Here is a 17,154-nt window from a genome sequence, read left to right as displayed (position 1 = left end):
CGCACCCGCTCAGCACCCCGTACGACGAAAAGGGCCCGTGCCGGACGGCACGGGCCCTTTCGGTGGATCGGTGGTTCAGGAGGCGAAGAACGCCCGGGGGTCGGCGACCAGCACACCGTGCTCGGTGAGCCGCTCGATCAGACCCGACGGCGAGGCGTCGTAGACGATCGCGAGCGCCCGCAGGTCGTCGGCGCGGATGGAGAGCACCCGGCCGTTGTAGTCGCCGCGCTGCTGCTGGATGGCGCGGGCGTAGCGGGCCACGTAGGCCAGGTCCTCGGAGGCCTCGTCGTAGAGCCGCTCCAGGTCCAGGACGATCTTGCTGGTGGGCTCGTGACGGACCCCGCTGCCGTCGGGCAGCAGCTCCGAGACGGGGACGCGGTAGAACTCGGCAAGCTCGGCCAGGCGGGACACCGTCACGGCACGGTCGCCGCGCTCGTACGACCCGACCACCACGGCCTTCCAGCGCCCGTTCGACTTCTCCTCCACACCCTGCAGGGACAGGCCCTGCTGCTGGCGGATGGAGCGCAGGCGGGCGCCCAGAGACTTGGCGTATTCAGAGGGCATTCGGACACTCCCAGTGCTGCTCGGGGTTCTCCCGTCGATCGCTACGGAGCGTGACGGTACGGGGAATGCGACACCTGGTCAAGTGGTCGTGACCCTACCGTTGGGGAGCACCGGGGGAGTTATCCCCATTTCGTCGGCCTGATCCGATGGTCAGCGGCCGCCGTCCATCCACCCGGTGACCACTGGTAACGTGGCGTGAAGCCCCGGCCCAGGTCCGCCCGCGGTCCGGCCGGAGGTGCCCGACATCCTTTAACGACCCGTCCAGTGAGGCGGGGAAGGAGGTCCGCCGTGGCATACCCACCGGCTGCCCGCTCGTCACCACCGCGACAACCCTCGGTGAAGGTGATCCTCGCCAGCGCCGACGTGCAACGCGTGGTCGACCGCATCGCCCACCAGATCCTGGAGAAGACCCAGGGCGCCGCCGAGACGGTGCTGCTGGGGATTCCCACCCGGGGCGCACCCCTCGCCCGGCGGCTCGCCGCCCGGATCAGCACCTTCGAGGACGTCGCCGTCCCGGTCGGTGTGCTCGACATCACCCTGTACCGCGACGACCTGCGCCGGCACGCCACCCGCGCGGTCGGCCCGACCGAGCTGCCGCCCGGCGGCATCGACGGCAAGCGGGTCATCCTCGTCGACGACGTGCTCTTCTCCGGCCGCACCGTCCGGGCCGCGCTCGACGCGCTCAACGACGTGGGGCGCCCGGCGTCCGTGCAGCTCGCCGTCCTGGTCGACCGGGGCCACCGGGAGCTGCCGATCCGCGCCGACTACGTCGGCAAGAACATCCCGACCTCGCTCGCCGAGAGCGTCAAGGTGACGCTCGCCGAGACCGACGGGACGGACGAGGTCAAGCTGTACGGGGGGACCACCTCATGATCAGGCACCTGCTCTCCGGCGCGGACCTGGACGCCGACACCGCCACCGAGATCCTGGACACCGCCGCCGAGATGGCCACGGTCGCCGGCCGGGAGATCAAGAAGCTGCCCGCGCTGCGCGGCCGGACGGTGGTGAACCTCTTCTACGAGGACTCGACCCGCACCCGGATCTCCTTCGAGGCGGCGGCGAAGCGGCTCAGCGCCGATGTGATCAACTTTTCCGCGAAGGGGTCCAGCGTCACCAAGGGCGAGAGCCTGAAGGACACCGCGCTGACCCTCCAGGCCATGGGCGCCGACGCGGTCGTCGTGCGGCACCCCGCCTCCGGCGCGCCGCACCGACTCGCGAACTGGGTCGACGGGTCGGTGGTCAACGCCGGCGACGGCACCCACGAGCACCCCACCCAGGCGCTGCTGGACGCGTACACCATGCGGGCCCGGCTGGGCCGGCTCGCCGGCCTGTCGGTCGCGGTGGTCGGGGACGTGCTGCACTCCCGGGTGGCCCGCTCGAACGTGCTGCTGCTCTCCACCCTCGGCGCCAAGGTCACCCTGGTCGGCCCGCCCACCCTCATCCCGGTGGACATCACCGCGGCGCTCGCCCCGGGCACCGACGTCTCCTACGACCTCGACTCCGTGCTGCCCAACGTGGACGTGGTGATGATGCTGCGGGTGCAGCGGGAGCGGATGAACGACTCCTACTTCCCCTCCGCCCGCGAGTACGCCCGCCGCTACGGCCTGGACGGGCCGCGGATGCGCCGCCTGCCCGAGCACGCGATCGTCATGCACCCCGGCCCGATGAACCGGGGGATGGAGATCACCCCCGAGGTGGCCGACTCACCCCGCTCCACCATCGTCGAACAGGTCACCAACGGGGTCTCCGTGCGGATGGCCGTCCTGTACCTGCTGCTCGGAGGGAACAACCGGTGACCGCGTACCTCATCACCAGCGTGAGCGTCGTCGGCGCCGCGCCGACCGACCTGCTGATCCGCGACGGCGTCGTCGCCGAGGTCGGCCCGGGGCTGTCCGCGCCGGACGCCACCGTCATCGACGGCACCGGCCTGGTCGCCCTGCCCGGCCTGGTCGACCTGCACACCCACCTGCGCGAACCCGGTCGGGAGGACGCCGAGACCGTCGAGTCCGGCTCGCGCGCGGCGGCGCTGGGCGGCTACACGGCGGTCTGCGCGATGGCCAACACCTCCCCGGTCGCGGACACCGCCGGCGTCGTCGAGCAGGTCTGGCGGCTCGGCCGGGAGGCCGCGCTGGTCGACGTGCAGCCGATCGGCGCGGTCACTGTCGGGCTGGCCGGTGAGCGCCTCGCCGAACTGGGCGCGATGGCCGACTCCGCGGCCCGGGTGCGGATCTTCTCCGACGACGGGCACTGTGTCGCCGACCCGAAGCTGATGCGCCGGGCCCTGGAGTACGTCAAGGCGTTCGACGGGATCATCGCCCAGCACGCCGAGGAGCCCCGGCTCACCGAGGGCGCCCAGATGCACGAGGGTGAGGTCTCCACCCGGCTCGGCCTGATCGGGTGGCCGGCCGTCGCCGAGGAGGCGATCATCGCCCGGGACGTGCTGCTCGCCGAGCACGTGGGCAGCCGACTGCACGTCTGCCACGTCTCCACCGCCGGCAGCGTCGAGGTGCTGCGTCACGCCAAGGCGCGCGGCGTACGGGTCACCGCCGAGGTGACCCCGCACCACCTGCTGCTCACCGACGAGCGGGCGGAGACGTACGACCCGGTCTTCAAGGTGAACCCGCCGCTGCGCACGGCCGCGGACATCACCGCGCTGCGCGCCGCGCTCGCCGACGGTGTGATCGACGTGATCGCCACCGACCACGCCCCGCACGCCGTGGAGGACAAGGAGTGCGAGTGGGCGTACGCCCGGCCGGGGATGCTCGGCCTGGAGACGGCGCTCTCCATCGCGCTGGACGTGCTCGGCCCCGAGTGGGACCTGATCGCCGAGCGGATGTCCCGCGCCCCGGCCCGGATCGCCGGACTGCCCGGACACGGCGTCGACCCGGCGCCCGGCGTGCCGGCCAACCTGACCCTGATCGACCCGGCCGCCCGCCGCACCATCGAACCGGCGGAGCTGGCCAGTCGTAGTCGCAACACCCCGTACGCCCGCATGACGCTGCCGGGTCGCATCGTGGCGACCTTCCTGCGCGGCGAGCCGACGGTCCTGGACGGAAAGGCAGTCAAGTGACCCGCAGACGTTCCGCGATCCTCGTTCTCGAGGACGGGCGTACGTTCCCCGGTGAGGCGTACGGCAGCGTGGGGGAGACCTTCGGCGAGGCGGTCTTCACCACCGGCATGACCGGCTACCAGGAGACCCTCACCGACCCGTCCTACCACCGGCAGGTGGTGGTGCAGACCGCCCCGCACATCGGCAACACCGGCGTCAACGGCGAGGACGACGAGTCCGGCCGGATCTGGGTGGCCGGCTACGTCGTGCGTGACCCGGCCCGGATCGGCTCGAACTGGCGGGCCACCGGCAGCCTCGAGGACCGCCTCGCCACCGAGGGCGTCGTCGGCATCAGCGGGGTGGACACCCGCGCGCTGACCCGGCACCTGCGCGAGCGGGGCGCCATGCGGGTGGGCATCTCCAGCGTGGACAACGACCCGCAGAGCCTGCTGGCCCGGGTGCGGCAGGCGCCGCAGATGGTCGGCGCGGACCTCTCCACCGAGGTGACCACCCCCCAGCCGTACGTCGTAGGGGCGGTCGGTGAGCACCGGTTCACCGTGGCCGCGCTGGACCTGGGCATCAAGCGCAACGTGCCGCGCCGGCTCGCCGCCCGCGGGGTGACCACCCACGTGCTGCCGGCCTCCTCCAGCATCGACGACCTGCTCGCCACCGGCGCCGACGCGATCTTCCTGTCGCCCGGCCCCGGCGACCCGGCGACCGCCGACGGCCCGGTGTCGCTGGCCCGCGAGGCGTTGCAGCGGCGGGTGCCGCTGTTCGGCATCTGCTTCGGCAGCCAGATCCTCGGCCGGGCGCTCGGCTTCGGCACCTACAAGCTGGGCTACGGCCACCGGGGAATCAACCAGCCGGTGCTCGACCGGGCCACCGGCAAGGTCGAGGTGACCAGCCACAACCACGGCTTCGCTGTCCAGGTCCCGGGCGCGGGGCACGGCCCGGTGGTCCCCGATCAGGTGATCGACACCGACTTCGGCGGCGTCCGCGTGTCGCACGTCTGCCTCAATGACAACGTCGTCGAGGGGCTGCGGGCCGTGGACGTGCCCGCCTTCACCGTCCAGTACCACCCGGAGGCGGCGGCCGGTCCGCATGACGCGGACTACCTCTTCGACCGCTTCGCCGAGCTCATCGAGGGCCGGACCCACAGCGAGGGGCGCACGAATGCCTAAGCGGACCGATCTCAAGCACATCCTGGTGATCGGCTCCGGGCCGATCGTCATCGGGCAGGCCTGCGAGTTCGACTACTCCGGCACCCAGGCGTGCCGGGTGCTGCGCAGCGAGGGGATCCGGGTCAGCCTGGTCAACTCCAACCCGGCGACCATCATGACGGACCCGGAGTTCGCCGACGCCACGTACGTCGAGCCGATCACCCCGGAGTTCGTGGAACTGGTCATCGCCAAGGAGCGCCCGGACGCGATCCTGGCGACCCTCGGCGGGCAGACCGCGCTGAACACGGCGGTCGCCCTGCACGAGAGCGGCGTGCTGGAGAAGTACGGCGTGGAGCTGATCGGCGCGAACATCGACGCGATCAACCGGGGCGAGGACCGCCAGCTGTTCAAGGAGATCGTGGCCAAGGCCGGCGTACGCCTCGGCATCGACGACCCGACCGCGCTGGTGCCCCGCTCCCGGGTCTGCCACTCCATGGACGAGGTCGAGGCCACCGTCGCGGAGCTGGGCCTGCCGGTGGTGATCCGGCCGTCGTTCACCATGGGCGGCCTGGGCTCCGGTATGGCCCACACCCCGGAGGACCTGGCCCGCATCGCCGGCGACGGCCTGTCCGCCAGCCCGGTGCACGAGGTGCTCATCGAGGAGAGCGTGCTCGGCTGGAAGGAGTACGAGCTCGAGCTGATGCGCGACCGGCACGACAACGTGGTGGTGGTCTGCTCGATCGAGAACGTCGACCCGATGGGCGTGCACACCGGTGACAGCGTCACCGTGGCCCCGGCCATGACGCTCACCGACCGGGAGTACCAACACCTGCGTGACCTGGGCATCGCGGTGCTGCGCGAGGTCGGGGTGGACACCGGCGGCTGCAACATCCAGTTCGCGGTCAACCCGGTCGACGGCCGGATCGTCGTGATCGAGATGAACCCCCGGGTGTCGCGCTCCTCGGCGCTGGCGTCCAAGGCGACCGGCTTCCCGATCGCCAAGATCGCGGCCAAGCTGGCGATCGGCTACACCCTCGACGAGATTCCGAACGACATCACGTTGAAGACCCCGGCGGCGTTCGAGCCGACGCTGGACTACGTGGTGGTGAAGATCCCCCGGTTCGCGTTCGAGAAGTTCCCCGGCGCGGACCCGGAGCTGACCACCACGATGAAGTCGGTGGGCGAGGCGATGAGCCTCGGGCGCAACTTCAGCGAGGCGCTGAACAAGGCGATGCGCTCGATGGAAACCCGATCATCTGGCTTCTGGACCACTCCGGACCCGGAGGGGGCCACCCTCGCGGACACCCTCGCCGCGCTGCGGATCCCGCACGACGGCCGGCTGTACACCGTCGAGCGGGCGTTGCGTCTCGGCGCGTCGATCGCCGAGGTCACCGCGGCCTCGGGTGGGATCGACCCGTGGTTCCTGGACCAGATCGCCGCGCTGGTCGAGCTGCGTGCGGAGATCGTGGACGCCCCGGTGCTCGACGCCGAACTGCTGCGCCGGGCCAAGCGGGCCGGCCTGTCCGACCGGCAGCTCGCCGCGCTGCGGCCGGAGCTGGCCGCCGAGGACGGCGTGCGGACGCTGCGGCATCGTCTCGACGTGCGCCCGGTCTACAAGACCGTGGACACCTGCGCGGCCGAGTTCGAGGCGACGACGCCGTACCACTACTCGACGTACGACTTCGAAACCGAGGTCGTGCCGTCGGATCGACCGAAGGTGCTGATCCTGGGCTCCGGGCCGAACCGGATCGGGCAGGGCATCGAGTTCGACTACTCGTGCGTGCACGCGGTGCAGGCGTTGCGGGCGACCGGCTACGAGACCGTCATGGTCAACTGCAACCCGGAGACGGTCTCCACCGACTACGACACCGCCGACCGGCTCTACTTCGAGCCGCTGACCTTCGAGGACGTGCTGGAGGTCTGGCACGCCGAGGACTCCTCCGGCCGGGCGGCCGGCGGGCCGGGCGTGGTCGGTGTGGTCGTGCAGCTGGGCGGGCAGACCCCGCTGGGGCTGGCGCAACGGCTGAAGAACGCGGGGGTGCCGGTGGTCGGCACCTCCCCGGAGTCGATCCACCTGGCCGAGGAGCGCGGCGCGTTCGGTGCGGTGCTGGCCCGGGCCGGGCTGCGGGCGCCGGCGCACGGCATGGCCACCTCCTACGACGAGGCCAAGACGATCGCCGACGAGATCGGCTACCCGGTGCTGGTCCGGCCGTCGTACGTGCTGGGCGGGCGGGGCATGGAGATCGTCTACGACGACCCGACGCTGCGCGACTACATCGGGCGGGCCACCGACATCTCCCCGGACCACCCGGTGCTGGTCGACCGCTTCCTCGACGACGCCATCGAGATCGACGTGGACGCGCTGTGCGACGCCGACGGTGAGGTCTACATCGGCGGGGTGATGGAGCACATCGAGGAGGCGGGCATCCACTCCGGCGACTCGTCCTGCGCGCTGCCGCCGATCACCCTGGCGGGTTCGCACCTGGCCGAGGTCCGCCGCTACACCGAGGCGATCGCCCGCGGTGTCGGCGTGCGCGGCCTGCTCAACGTGCAGTACGCGCTCAAGGACGACGTGCTCTACGTGCTGGAGGCCAACCCGCGGGCGTCGCGGACGGTCCCGTTCGTATCCAAGGCGACCGCGGTGCCGTTGGCGAAGGCGGCGGCCCGGATCGCGCTCGGGGCGCGCATCGCCGAGCTGCGCGCCGAGGGTCTGCTCCCGGCGACCGGGGACGGCGGCACGATGCCCGCCGACGCGCCGATCGCGGTGAAGGAGGCGGTGCTGCCGTTCAAGCGCTTCCGCACCCGCGCCGGCAAGGGGATCGACTCGCTGCTCGGGCCGGAGATGAAGTCGACCGGCGAGGTGATGGGCATCGACACCAACTTCGGGCACGCCTTCGCCAAGAGCCAGTCGGCCGCGTACGGCTCGCTGCCGACCGCCGGGAAGATCTTCGTCTCGGTGGCCAACCGGGACAAGCGCGGCATGATCTTCCCGATCAAGCGCCTGGCCGATCTCGGCTTCGAGATCGTGGCGACCACCGGCACCGCCGAGGTGCTGCGTCGGCACGGCATCGCCTGCGAGCAGATCCGCAAGCACTACCAGGCCGGCGAGGGGGACGACGCGGTGTCCCTGATTCTCGGCGGCGCCGTGGCGCTGGTGATCAACACGCCGCAGGGTTCGGGTGCCAGCGCCCGCTCGGACGGCTACGAGATCCGCAGCGCCGCGGTCACCGCGGACATCCCCTGCATCACCACGGTCCCCGGCGCCGCCGCCGCCGTGATGGGCATCGAGGCCAGGATCCGCGGCGACATGCAGGTCCGTCCCCTCCAGGACCTGCACGCCACCCTGCGGGCCGCCCAGTGACCCTGTTCGAGCGGGCGGTGCGGCCGTGGCTGTTCCGGATCGGGAGTGGGGACGCGGAGGCGGCGCACGAGTGGACACTGCGGCGGTTGACCGCGCTGTCCCGGCGGCCCGCCGCGCTGGCGGCGCTGCGTGCCCGGTACGCGGCCCGCGCGCCGCGCACCGTGTTCGGTGTGGAGTTCCCCAACCCGGTCGGGTTGGCCGCCGGAATGGACAAGGACGGGGCGGCGCTGCCGGCCTGGCCGGCGCTCGGCTTCGGTTTCGTCGAGGTCGGCACGGTCACCGCGCACGCCCAGCCGGGCAACCCCCGGCCGCGGCTGTTCCGGCTGCCGGCCAGCGAGGCGGTGATCAACCGGATGGGCTTCAACAACGCCGGCGCCGCCGCGCTGGCCGCCCGGCTGGCCGCGCTGCCGCGTCCGATCGGCGTACCGCTGGGCATCTCGCTGGGCAAGTCCAAGGTGACGCCGCTCGACGAGGCGGTCGAGGACTACCTCGCCTCGTACCGGGCGCTGCGCGGGCACGGTGACTACTTCGCGGTGAACGTCTCCTCGCCGAACACCCCGGGGCTGCGCTCGCTGCAGGACCGCGCGCACCTGGACGCGCTGCTCGCCGCGCTGGTCGGGGAGAAGCCGGTCCTGGTCAAGATCGCCCCTGACCTGACCGAGGCGGCGATCGCCGAACTGCTGGAGGTCTGCCTGGCCCGCGGCGCGGCCGGGGTGATCGCCACCAACACCACCCTGGCCCGGGGTGGTCTCGCCCCGGCGGACGCGGAGCGCGGCGCACAGGCCGGCGGCCTCTCCGGCCGGCCGCTCACCGGCCGGGCGAGGGACGTGGTCGCCTTCGTGCACCGGGAGACCGGCGGCCGACTGCCGATCATCGGCGTCGGCGGTGTGCTCGACCCGGACGACGCGGCACGGATGTTCGACGCCGGCGCCGCCCTGGTGCAGCTCTACACCGGCTTCATCTACCGGGGCCCGGCCCTGGTCCGCGCCGCCGCCCGCGCTCCGGGGCACACCGGTGCCCCGGAGCCGGTCACCGGCCGTTGACCGGCGCTGGACGCGGGGGACCCGATGTCCTGCCCCGCTGCCTTTGCTCTGCACCCGCCGATGCGACGGCCCGCGGGACCACGCTCTCCCCGGCTCAGCGGGACCAGGGACCCGTGCGGCCGTGGATTGCCGGGTTCGCAGGGTGGCACGGCCATGGATTCCCGGATCTGCAGGGTGGCGCGTCCGCGGCGTGGCGCGTTCGGGGGTGGCGTGGACGCGGGGTGGCGCGTCCGCGGGTGCAGAGCAAAGGCGGCCGGTGGGGTGCTCCGGGTCGGCCCCGGACGTCCCGCACCGCAGCGGCCGCCCCGGCCGGGCCAGCGTCCGCCGCAGTTGGAAGGAGCACGCATGACGCCTGAGGAGATTCTGGTCGCCGACCGGGCACACGTCTGGCACCCGTACGCCGCGCTGCCGCCGGCGAACCCGCCGTACGTGGTGCAGAGCGCCGAGGGGGTGCGGCTGCGGCTGGCGGACGGCCGGGAGCTGGTGGACGGGATGTCGTCCTGGTGGGCGGCGATCCACGGCTACCGGCACCCGACGTTGGACGCGGCGGTGACCGACCAGCTCGGCCGGATGAGCCACGTGATGTTCGGCGGGCTCACGCACGAGCCCGCGGTCCAGCTCGCCCGGACCCTGGTCGAACTGAGCCCGGACGGTCTGGAGCACGTCTTCCTGGCCGACTCCGGCTCGGTCAGCGTCGAGGTGGCGATGAAGATGTGCCTGCAGTACCAGCGGGCCGTCGGCCGACCGCAGAGGCGCCGGCTGGCGACCTGGCGTGGCGGCTACCACGGCGACACGTTCCACCCGATGAGCGTCTGCGACCCGGAGGGCGGGATGCACCACCTGTGGGGCGACGTGCTGCCCCGGCAGGTGTTCGCACCGGTCCCGCCGGGTGGGTTCGCCGATCCGCCCGACGAGGCGTACGCGGCGGCGCTGGTGGACGCGGTCGAGCGGCACGCCGACGAACTGGCCGCGGTGATCGTCGAGCCGGTGGTGCAGGGCGCCGGCGGGATGCGTTTCCACCATCCGGGGTACCTGCGGGTGCTGCGCGAGGTGACCCGCGCGCACGGGATCCTGCTGATCTTCGACGAGATCGCCACCGGCTTCGGGCGTACCGGCACGATGTTCGCCGCTGAGCACGCCGGCGTGGCCCCGGACGTGATGTGCGTGGGCAAGGCGCTCACCGGCGGCTACCTGACCCTGGCGGCGACGCTCTGCACCCCGCAGGTGGCCCAGGCGATCTCCGCCACGGGCGTGCTGGCGCACGGTCCCACCTTCATGGGCAACCCGTTGGCCTGCGCGGTGGCCAACGCCTCCATCGGGCTGCTGCGGGCCGGGGACTGGGCGGCGCAGGTGGCCAGGATCGGTGCAGGCCTGCGTGCCGGGCTGGAGCCGCTGCGCGGCGCTCCGGGCGTGGCCGACGTGCGGGTCCTCGGCGCGATCGGCGTGGTCCAACTCGATCACGACGTCGACCTCGGCGCGGCCACCACGGCGGCGGTGGGCCGGGGGGTGTGGCTGCGGCCGTTCCGCGACCTGATCTACACGATGCCGCCGTACGTCACCGACGACGCCGACGTGGCCCGGATCGCGTCCGGGGTGGCGGCGGCGGTGGCGGCCGGCTGAGCCGGCCCCGGTCGGTGGTTCAGAGCTACCCGTGGCGGGCTGCCGCCCGGACGAGGAGAGGGGAAGTACCCGATGGACAGCTTCGGCACCCGACTGCACCGGGCCGTCAGCGAGCGGGGACCGCTCTGTGTGGGCATCGACCCACATCCCGGTCTGCTGGCCCGCTGGGGCCTCAGCGACGACGTTCAGGGGCTCGAGCGGTTCACCCGGACCGTGGTCGACGCCCTCGGTGACCGGGTTGCGGTGGTCAAGCCTCAGTCGGCCTTTTTCGAGCGTTTCGGGTCCCGCGGTGTGGCGATTCTTGAGTCAACTATCCGACAGTTACGCGATGCCGGTTCGCTCGTTCTGCTGGACGTCAAGCGCGGCGACATCGGCTCGACGGTCAGCGCGTACGCCTCCGCGTACCTTGATCCATCCAGCCCGCTGTATGTCGATGCGGTGACCGCGAGCCCCTACCTGGGAGTAGGTTCCCTGGCGCCGATGTTCGAGCTGGCCGCCGAGCACGGCGGCGGCGTGTTCGTGCTGGCCCTCACCTCGAACCCGGAGGGAGCCGCCGTGCAGCGGGCCCGCACGGCCGACGGGCGCACCGTGGCGCAGACCGTGATCGACGAGATTTCCCAGCTCAACAGGGGTGCGGCCCCTCTCGGCAGCTTCGGGCTGGTGGTCGGCGCGACCATCGGTGACACCGGTCACGACCTCTCCGAGGTGGGTGGTCCGCTGCTCGCGCCGGGGCTCGGCGCGCAGGGTGCCGGCGCTGCCGATCTGCGGACCGTCTTCGGTTCGAGCCTCGCCGGGGTGCTCCCGTCGTACTCCCGGGAGGTGCTCTCCGCGGGCCCCGACGCCACCGCCCTGCGGGCCGCCGCGGACCGGGTGCTGGCCGAGTGCCGGGGCGTTCTGGCTGCCCGGTGACTGACTGACGGCTCGGTCACTTTGCGATGATCATCGCGCGCCCACGTTGCCGAAAGCTCCGTTGACCGCTAGTTTTCCCCGCGCTGGGAACCACGGACCCCTTGGTTCACAGCGACACCACGTTTCACAGATGCGGCGGTGCGCCCCGCCCGCCGCGATAGGGACCTGAGGAGAACTGGTGCCGCTCCCGTCACTGACCCCCGAACAGCGCGCTGCCGCGCTCGAGAAGGCCGCGGAGATCCGCAAGGCCCGTGCCGAGCTGAAGGAGCAGCTCAAGCAGGGCAAGACCACCCTCGGTGCCGTCCTTGAGCGGGCCGAGAGCGACGACGTCGTGGGTAAGCTCAAGGTTTCGGCCGTCCTGCAGGCCATGCCGGGCATCGGCAAGATCCGGGCTACCCAGATCATGGAGAAGCTCAAGATCGCCGACAGCCGTCGCCTGCGCGGCCTCGGTGAGCAGCAGCGCAAGGCACTGCTTGGAGAGTTCGCCGCCAACTGAACCTGGCAGCGTGTAGAAACAAGCAGTGAGCACGGATGACGAGGCGCGCCCGGCGGCTCGGCTCACTGTCCTGGCTGGACCTTCGGGTTCCGGCAGGGAGAGTGTCGTCGAGCTCGTCCGGGCGCGTTCTCCGTCCGTGTGGATCCCGGTGCCGGCGACCACCCGGCCGCGCCGGGAGCGGGAGATCGACGGGGAGGACCGGGTCTTCCTCGCTCCCGCCGAGTTCGACCGCCGGGCGGCCGCCGGCGAGCTGCTGGAGTGGTCCCGGATCGGCCCGCACTGCCGGGGCACGCCGTACCCGCCGCTGCGCGCCCGGCTCGACGCGGGGCAGCCGGTGCTGCTCTCCCTCGACCTGACCGGCGCCCAACTGGTCCGGGCACGACTGCCCGACGCCCGGCTGGTGCTGCTGATCCCGCCCGGTCACCGACCCGACGCGGCCGTGACGGCGACCTTCGAGCACGCCCTGACCCACGACCTCACCGATCGCGTGGTTGCCGAGCTGGTAGGCTTACTCGGTTCTTCTTATCCGGATCCGGCCTGGTCGCGCGTGCGTGGCTGACCGCCGGCCCCGTTGAGACTCAGCACCGCGTCCGCGCGGCTCGAAAGACGCAGAGGTTAATTCGTGGGATCCATCGCCAACCCCGAAGGCATCACCAACCCGCCGATCGACGAGCTCCTCGAGAAGACGACGTCGAAGTACGCGCTGGTCATCTTCGCCGCCAAGCGCGCGCGCCAGGTGAACGCCTACTACAGCCAGCTCGGCGAGGGCCTGCTGGAGTACGTCGGCCCGCTCGTCGAGACCACCCCCCAGGAGAAGCCCCTCTCCATCGCCATGCGCGAGATCAACTCGGGCCTGCTCACCGCCGAGCCGACCGACCAGCCGTAAGCCCGCACGCGTCGATGTCCGCCGGGATCGTCCTCGGGGTCGGCGGCGGCATCGCCGCCTACAAGGCCTGCGAGCTGCTGCGCCTCTTCACCGAATCGGGTCACCGGGTTCGCGTCGTGCCGACCGCGTCGGCGCTCCGCTTTGTCGGAGCGCCGACCTGGGCGGCGCTCTCCGGCCAGCCGGTCGCCGACGACGTCTGGTCCGACGTGCACGAGGTGCCGCACGTGCGGCTCGGCCAGCAGGCCGACCTGGTGGTGGTCGCGCCGACCACCGCCGACCTGCTCGCCAAGGCCGCCCACGGGCTCGCCGACGACCTGCTGACCAACACGCTGCTGACGGCGCGCTGCCCGGTGGTGCTGGCTCCAGCCATGCACACCGAGATGTGGGAGCACCCGGCCACCGTGGCCAACGTCGCCACCCTGCGCGCCCGTGGCGTCCGGGTCATCGAGCCGGCCGTCGGCCGGCTCACCGGCGTCGACACCGGCAAGGGCCGGCTGCCCGACCCGGCGGAGATCTTCGCGGTCGCCCGTCGGGTCCTGGCCCGGGGCGGGCCCGCCCCCGCCGACCTGGCCGGCCGCCGGGTGGTGGTCACCGCGGGTGGCACCCGCGAGCCGCTGGATCCGGTCCGGTTCCTCGGCAACCGCTCCTCCGGCAAGCAGGGATACGCGTTCGCCCGGGCGGCCGTCGCCCGGGGCGCCCGGGTCACCCTGATCACGGCCAACGTCTCCCTCGCCGACCCGGCCGGGGTCGACCTGGTCCGGGTGGGCACCACCGGTGAGCTACGGGAGGCGACGCTGAAGGCCGCCGTCGACGCCGACGCGGTGGTGATGGCGGCGGCTCCGGCTGATTTCCGCCCGGCGACGTACGCGCCTGGCAAAATCAAGAAGTCGGACGACGGTGTCGCGCCCACCATCGAGCTCGTCACGAACCCGGACATCGCGGCGGAGCTCGGCCAGCGCAAACGACCGGAGCAGGTGCTGGTGGTGTTCGCCGCCGAGACCGGCGACGCGGAGGCCAACGGCCGGGCCAAACTCGCCCGGAAGCGGGCCGACCTGATCGTGGTCAACGAGGTCGGCGCGGACAAGGTCTTCGGCGCCGACACCAACACGGTGACGGTCATCGGCGCGGACGGCTCGGTCAGCCGGCTGCCGGAGCAGGCCAAGGAGGATGTGGCCGACTCGGTCTGGGATCTCGTCGTGGCGCGGTTGGCCAACCGCTCCTGACGGGTGGAACAGGGCACGACCGATCCCGACACCCGCCGCAGCGGTGACTAGACTGCCGCGGAACGACTTCACACGCTTAGGAGTGCCGTGACACGCCGCCTCTTCACGTCCGAATCGGTCACGGAAGGCCACCCGGACAAGATCGCCGACCAGATCAGCGATGGCATCCTCGACGCGCTGCTCGCCGAGGATCCGCACAGCCGGGTGGCGGTGGAGACCATGATCACCACCGGCCAGGTGCACATCGCCGGTGAGGTCACCACCAAGGCGTACGCCGACATCCCGACGATCGTCCGCCGGACCATCCTCGACATCGGCTACGACTCGTCGAAGAAGGGCTTCGACGGTGCCTCCTGCGGGGTCAGCGTCTCGATCGGAGCGCAGTCCGAGGACATCGCGCAGGGCGTGGACAACGCCTTCGAGCTGCGTACCGGCGCCTCGGAGAGCGCGCTGGACGCGCAGGGCGCCGGCGACCAGGGCATGATGTTCGGCTTCGCCTGCTCGGAGACGCCCGAGCTGATGCCGCTGCCGATCGCCCTGGCGCACCGGCTGGCCCGCCGCCTCGCCGCGGTGCGCAAGGACGGCACCATCCCGTACCTGCGCCCCGACGGCAAGACCCAGGTGACCATCGAGTACGAGGGGCTGCGCCCGGTCCGGCTCAACACCGTGGTCGTGTCCAGCCAGCACGCCGCGGACATCTCGTTGGAGTCGCTGCTCACCCCGGACGTGCGTGACCACGTCATCGCTCCGGAGCTGGAGAGCCTCGGTCTGGACACCGACGGCTACCGGCTGCTGGTCAACCCGACCGGCCGCTTCGAGATCGGTGGCCCGATGGGCGACGCCGGGCTGACCGGCCGCAAGATCATCGTCGACACCTACGGCGGGTACGCCCGGCACGGCGGCGGCGCGTTCTCCGGCAAGGACCCGTCCAAGGTGGACCGCTCGGCCGCGTACGCGATGCGCTGGGTGGCCAAGAACGTGGTCGCCGCCGGCCTGGCCGAGCGGTGCGAGGCCCAGGTCGCGTACGCCATCGGCAAGGCGCACCCGGTGAGCCTGTTCATCGAGACGTTCGGCACCGAGACCGTGCCGGTCGCCTCGATCGAGAAGGCCGTCACCGAGGTGTTCGACCTGCGTCCGGCCGCGATCATCCGGGACCTGAACCTGCTCCGCCCGATCTACCAGCAGACCGCCGCGTACGGCCACTTCGGCCGCGAGCTGCCGGACCTGACCTGGGAGAGCACCGACCGGGCCGCCGACCTCAAGTCGGCCGCGGGAGCCTGACCGCCACCAGGCGCAGCGACCGGCGACCCGCGGAAGGGCCGCCGGTCGCGCGCGTCTGCGTGGACGTCCCGCTGGCGCACCTGGACCGGCCGTTCGACTACCTGGTGCCGGCCGACCTGGACGCCGCGGCGGTGCCCGGCACCCGCGTGAAGGTGCGCTTCGCGGGGCAGCTCGTCGACGGCTGGCTGCTGGCCCGCGCCGACGACTCCGGGCACACCGGCCGGCTCGCCTACCTGGAGAAGGTGGTCTCGCCGGAGCCGGTGCTGGCGCCCGAGATCGCCCGGTTGGCCCGCGCGGTCGCCGACCGGTACGCGGGCAGTCTCGCCGACGTGCTCCGACTCGCGGTGCCACCCCGGCACGCCCGGGTCGAGAAGGAGGCCCGCGGCGATCAGCCCAGCGCGCCGGTCTCCTCCGACGAGCCGGCCGTCGACCCGCGCGGGTGGCGGGACTACCCGACCGGTCCGGCCCTGCTGCGGGCGCTCACCGACGGACGGGCGCCCCGGGCCGTCTGGTCGGCGCTGCCCGGCGAGGACTGGGCCGCCCGTTACGCCGACGCGGTCGCCGCCACCGTCGCCGGGGGACGCGGCGCGGCCGTCGTGGTGGCCGACGCCCGCGACCTCGATCGGCTGGACGCTGCGCTGACCGGCGTGCTCGGCCCGGGACGGCACGTCACCCTCTCCGCCGCGCTCGGTCCGGCCCGGCGCTACCGCGCCTTCCTCGCCGCCCGGCGCGGGGAGGTGCCGGTGGTGATCGGCACCCGGGCGGCGATGTTCGCCCCGGTGGACCGGCTCGGCCTGGTCGCGGTCTGGGACGACGGCGACGACCTGCACGCCGAGCCGCGCGCGCCCTATCCGCACGCCCGGGACGTGCTGCTCACCCGCGCCCAGCTCGCCGAGGCCGGCGCGCTGGTCGGCGGGTACGCCCGCACCGCCGAGGCGCAGCTGCTGGTGGAGACCGGCTGGGCCCGGGAGGTGGTCGCCGACCGGACGACCGTGCGGGCCCGTATCCCGGCCATCGCGCCGACCGGCGACGATCCGCAGCTGGCCCGCGATCCCGGGGCGGCCACCGCCCGGCTGCCCAGCCTGGCCTGGACGGCCGCCCGCGACGCCCTGCGGGCGGACCTGCCGGTGCTGGTGCAGGTGCCCCGTCGCGGCTACCTGCCCTCGATCGCCTGCGCGGACTGCCGGACCCCGGCCCGCTGCGCGCACTGCGCCGGTCCGCTCGCGCTGCCCTCGGCGGGTGGCACCCCGGCCTGCCGCTGGTGCGCCCGGGTGGCCGCCGCGTACGCCTGCCCCGAGTGCGGTGGGCGGCGGCTGCGGGCCGCGGTGACCGGCGCCCGGCGTACCGCGGAAGAGCTGGGCCGGGCGTTCCCCGGCGTGCCGGTGCGCACCTCGGGCCGGGAGGAGGTGCTGAGCGACGTGCCCGGCGGCGCGGCCGTGGTGGTCGCCACGCCCGGCGCCGAGCCGGTCGCCGAGGGCGGCTACGGCGCGGTGCTGCTGCTCGACTCGTGGGCCCTGCTGACCCGGGCCGACCTGCGCGCCGGCGAGGAGGCGCTGCGCCGC

At 72.8% G+C, this 17,154-nt stretch carries 15 protein-coding genes; 14 read left to right on the top strand and 1 reads right to left on the bottom strand.

Going from position 1 to position 17,154, the window contains the following annotated elements; all coding sequences use genetic code 11:
• Window positions 1-75 precede the first annotated feature (75 nt).
• Entirely contained in the window at window positions 76-564 is a 489-nt protein-coding gene (locus tag EAD98_RS07940) for a transcriptional regulator (protein ID WP_007458348.1), read from the bottom strand.
• A 288-nt stretch (window positions 565-852) separates the two neighbouring features.
• On the opposite strand from EAD98_RS07940, the gene pyrR reads away from it, so the two are divergent.
• The 14 genes from pyrR to EAD98_RS07870 all read left to right on the top strand — a co-directional run.
• Complete coding sequence (pyrR, locus tag EAD98_RS07935; protein ID WP_121653404.1) at window positions 853-1,437, top strand: bifunctional pyr operon transcriptional regulator/uracil phosphoribosyltransferase PyrR; 585 nt, start codon at window positions 853-855, stop codon at window positions 1,435-1,437.
• A complete protein-coding gene (locus tag EAD98_RS07930; RefSeq protein ID WP_121653403.1) occupies window positions 1,434-2,360 on the top strand; it encodes an aspartate carbamoyltransferase catalytic subunit in 927 nt (308 codons plus the stop codon). The genes pyrR and EAD98_RS07930 overlap by 4 nt, the downstream gene beginning before the upstream one ends.
• Window positions 2,357-3,634, top strand: a complete 1,278-nt coding sequence (locus EAD98_RS07925) for a dihydroorotase (protein WP_121653402.1) — start codon at window positions 2,357-2,359, stop codon at window positions 3,632-3,634. The genes EAD98_RS07930 and EAD98_RS07925 overlap by 4 nt, the downstream gene beginning before the upstream one ends.
• Entirely contained in the window at window positions 3,631-4,794 is a 1,164-nt protein-coding gene (carA, locus tag EAD98_RS07920) for a glutamine-hydrolyzing carbamoyl-phosphate synthase small subunit (RefSeq protein WP_121653401.1), read from the top strand. Before EAD98_RS07925 ends, carA begins: the two co-directional genes overlap by 4 nt.
• Complete coding sequence (gene carB, locus EAD98_RS07915) at window positions 4,787-8,134, top strand: carbamoyl-phosphate synthase large subunit (RefSeq protein WP_121653400.1); 3,348 nt, start codon at window positions 4,787-4,789, stop codon at window positions 8,132-8,134. The genes carA and carB overlap by 8 nt, the downstream gene beginning before the upstream one ends.
• Complete coding sequence (locus EAD98_RS07910; RefSeq protein ID WP_121653399.1) at window positions 8,131-9,177, top strand: quinone-dependent dihydroorotate dehydrogenase; 1,047 nt, start codon at window positions 8,131-8,133, stop codon at window positions 9,175-9,177. Before carB ends, EAD98_RS07910 begins: the two co-directional genes overlap by 4 nt.
• A 345-nt stretch (window positions 9,178-9,522) precedes the next feature.
• Window positions 9,523-10,797 (top strand): adenosylmethionine--8-amino-7-oxononanoate transaminase, encoded by a 1,275-nt coding sequence (locus tag EAD98_RS07905; protein WP_121653398.1) that lies wholly within the window; start codon window positions 9,523-9,525, stop codon window positions 10,795-10,797.
• 72 nt (window positions 10,798-10,869) lie between these two features.
• Complete coding sequence (gene pyrF, locus EAD98_RS07900; protein WP_121653397.1) at window positions 10,870-11,706, top strand: orotidine-5'-phosphate decarboxylase; 837 nt, start codon at window positions 10,870-10,872, stop codon at window positions 11,704-11,706.
• A 178-nt stretch (window positions 11,707-11,884) separates the two neighbouring features.
• The gene (gene mihF / locus EAD98_RS07895) at window positions 11,885-12,202 is read left to right on the top strand and encodes an integration host factor, actinobacterial type (RefSeq protein WP_007458370.1); all 318 of its coding nucleotides are present in this window, start codon (window positions 11,885-11,887) and stop codon (window positions 12,200-12,202) included.
• A gap of 25 nt (window positions 12,203-12,227) precedes the next feature.
• Window positions 12,228-12,761: a guanylate kinase gene (locus EAD98_RS07890; protein WP_121653396.1), complete on the top strand. Its 534-nt coding sequence runs from the start codon at window positions 12,228-12,230 to the stop codon at window positions 12,759-12,761.
• Between the two features lie 63 nt (window positions 12,762-12,824).
• Window positions 12,825-13,088 carry a DNA-directed RNA polymerase subunit omega gene (gene rpoZ / locus EAD98_RS07885; protein ID WP_030335666.1) on the top strand — a complete coding sequence of 88 codons (264 nt, stop codon included), beginning with the start codon at window positions 12,825-12,827 and terminating at the stop codon, window positions 13,086-13,088.
• A 14-nt stretch (window positions 13,089-13,102) separates the two neighbouring features.
• Window positions 13,103-14,311, top strand: a complete 1,209-nt coding sequence (gene coaBC, locus EAD98_RS07880; protein ID WP_121653395.1) for a bifunctional phosphopantothenoylcysteine decarboxylase/phosphopantothenate--cysteine ligase CoaBC — start codon at window positions 13,103-13,105, stop codon at window positions 14,309-14,311.
• An 87-nt stretch (window positions 14,312-14,398) separates the two neighbouring features.
• Window positions 14,399-15,592, top strand: coding sequence for a methionine adenosyltransferase (gene metK / locus EAD98_RS07875; protein WP_121653394.1), 1,194 nt, complete (start codon window positions 14,399-14,401; stop codon window positions 15,590-15,592).
• 59 nt (window positions 15,593-15,651) lie between these two features.
• Window positions 15,652-17,154 (top strand): primosomal protein N' (locus EAD98_RS07870; protein WP_121653393.1); only part of this gene is annotated, 1,503 nt, incomplete at its 3' end.

The sequence above is a fragment of the Micromonospora sp. CV4 genome (assembly GCF_003667455.1).
Classification (GTDB): domain Bacteria; phylum Actinomycetota; class Actinomycetes; order Mycobacteriales; family Micromonosporaceae; genus Micromonospora.
Note: the sequence above shows the minus strand (reverse complement) of the source record. Positions and strands in the feature narration are given on the sequence as shown.

What these genes read in the sequence shown, in the direction of transcription:
- EAD98_RS07940 (WP_007458348.1), bottom strand. Translation starts at nt 564, where the DNA reads ATGCCCTCTGAATACGCCAAGTCTCTGGGCGCCCGCCTGCGCTCCATC.
- EAD98_RS07930 (WP_121653403.1), top strand. Translation starts at nt 1,434, where the DNA reads ATGATCAGGCACCTGCTCTCCGGCGCGGACCTGGACGCCGACACCGCC.
- carB (WP_121653400.1), top strand. Translation starts at nt 4,787, where the DNA reads ATGCCTAAGCGGACCGATCTCAAGCACATCCTGGTGATCGGCTCCGGG.
- EAD98_RS07905 (WP_121653398.1), top strand. Translation starts at nt 9,523, where the DNA reads ATGACGCCTGAGGAGATTCTGGTCGCCGACCGGGCACACGTCTGGCAC.
- pyrF (WP_121653397.1), top strand. Translation starts at nt 10,870, where the DNA reads ATGGACAGCTTCGGCACCCGACTGCACCGGGCCGTCAGCGAGCGGGGA.
- coaBC (WP_121653395.1), top strand. Translation starts at nt 13,103, where the DNA reads ATGTCCGCCGGGATCGTCCTCGGGGTCGGCGGCGGCATCGCCGCCTAC.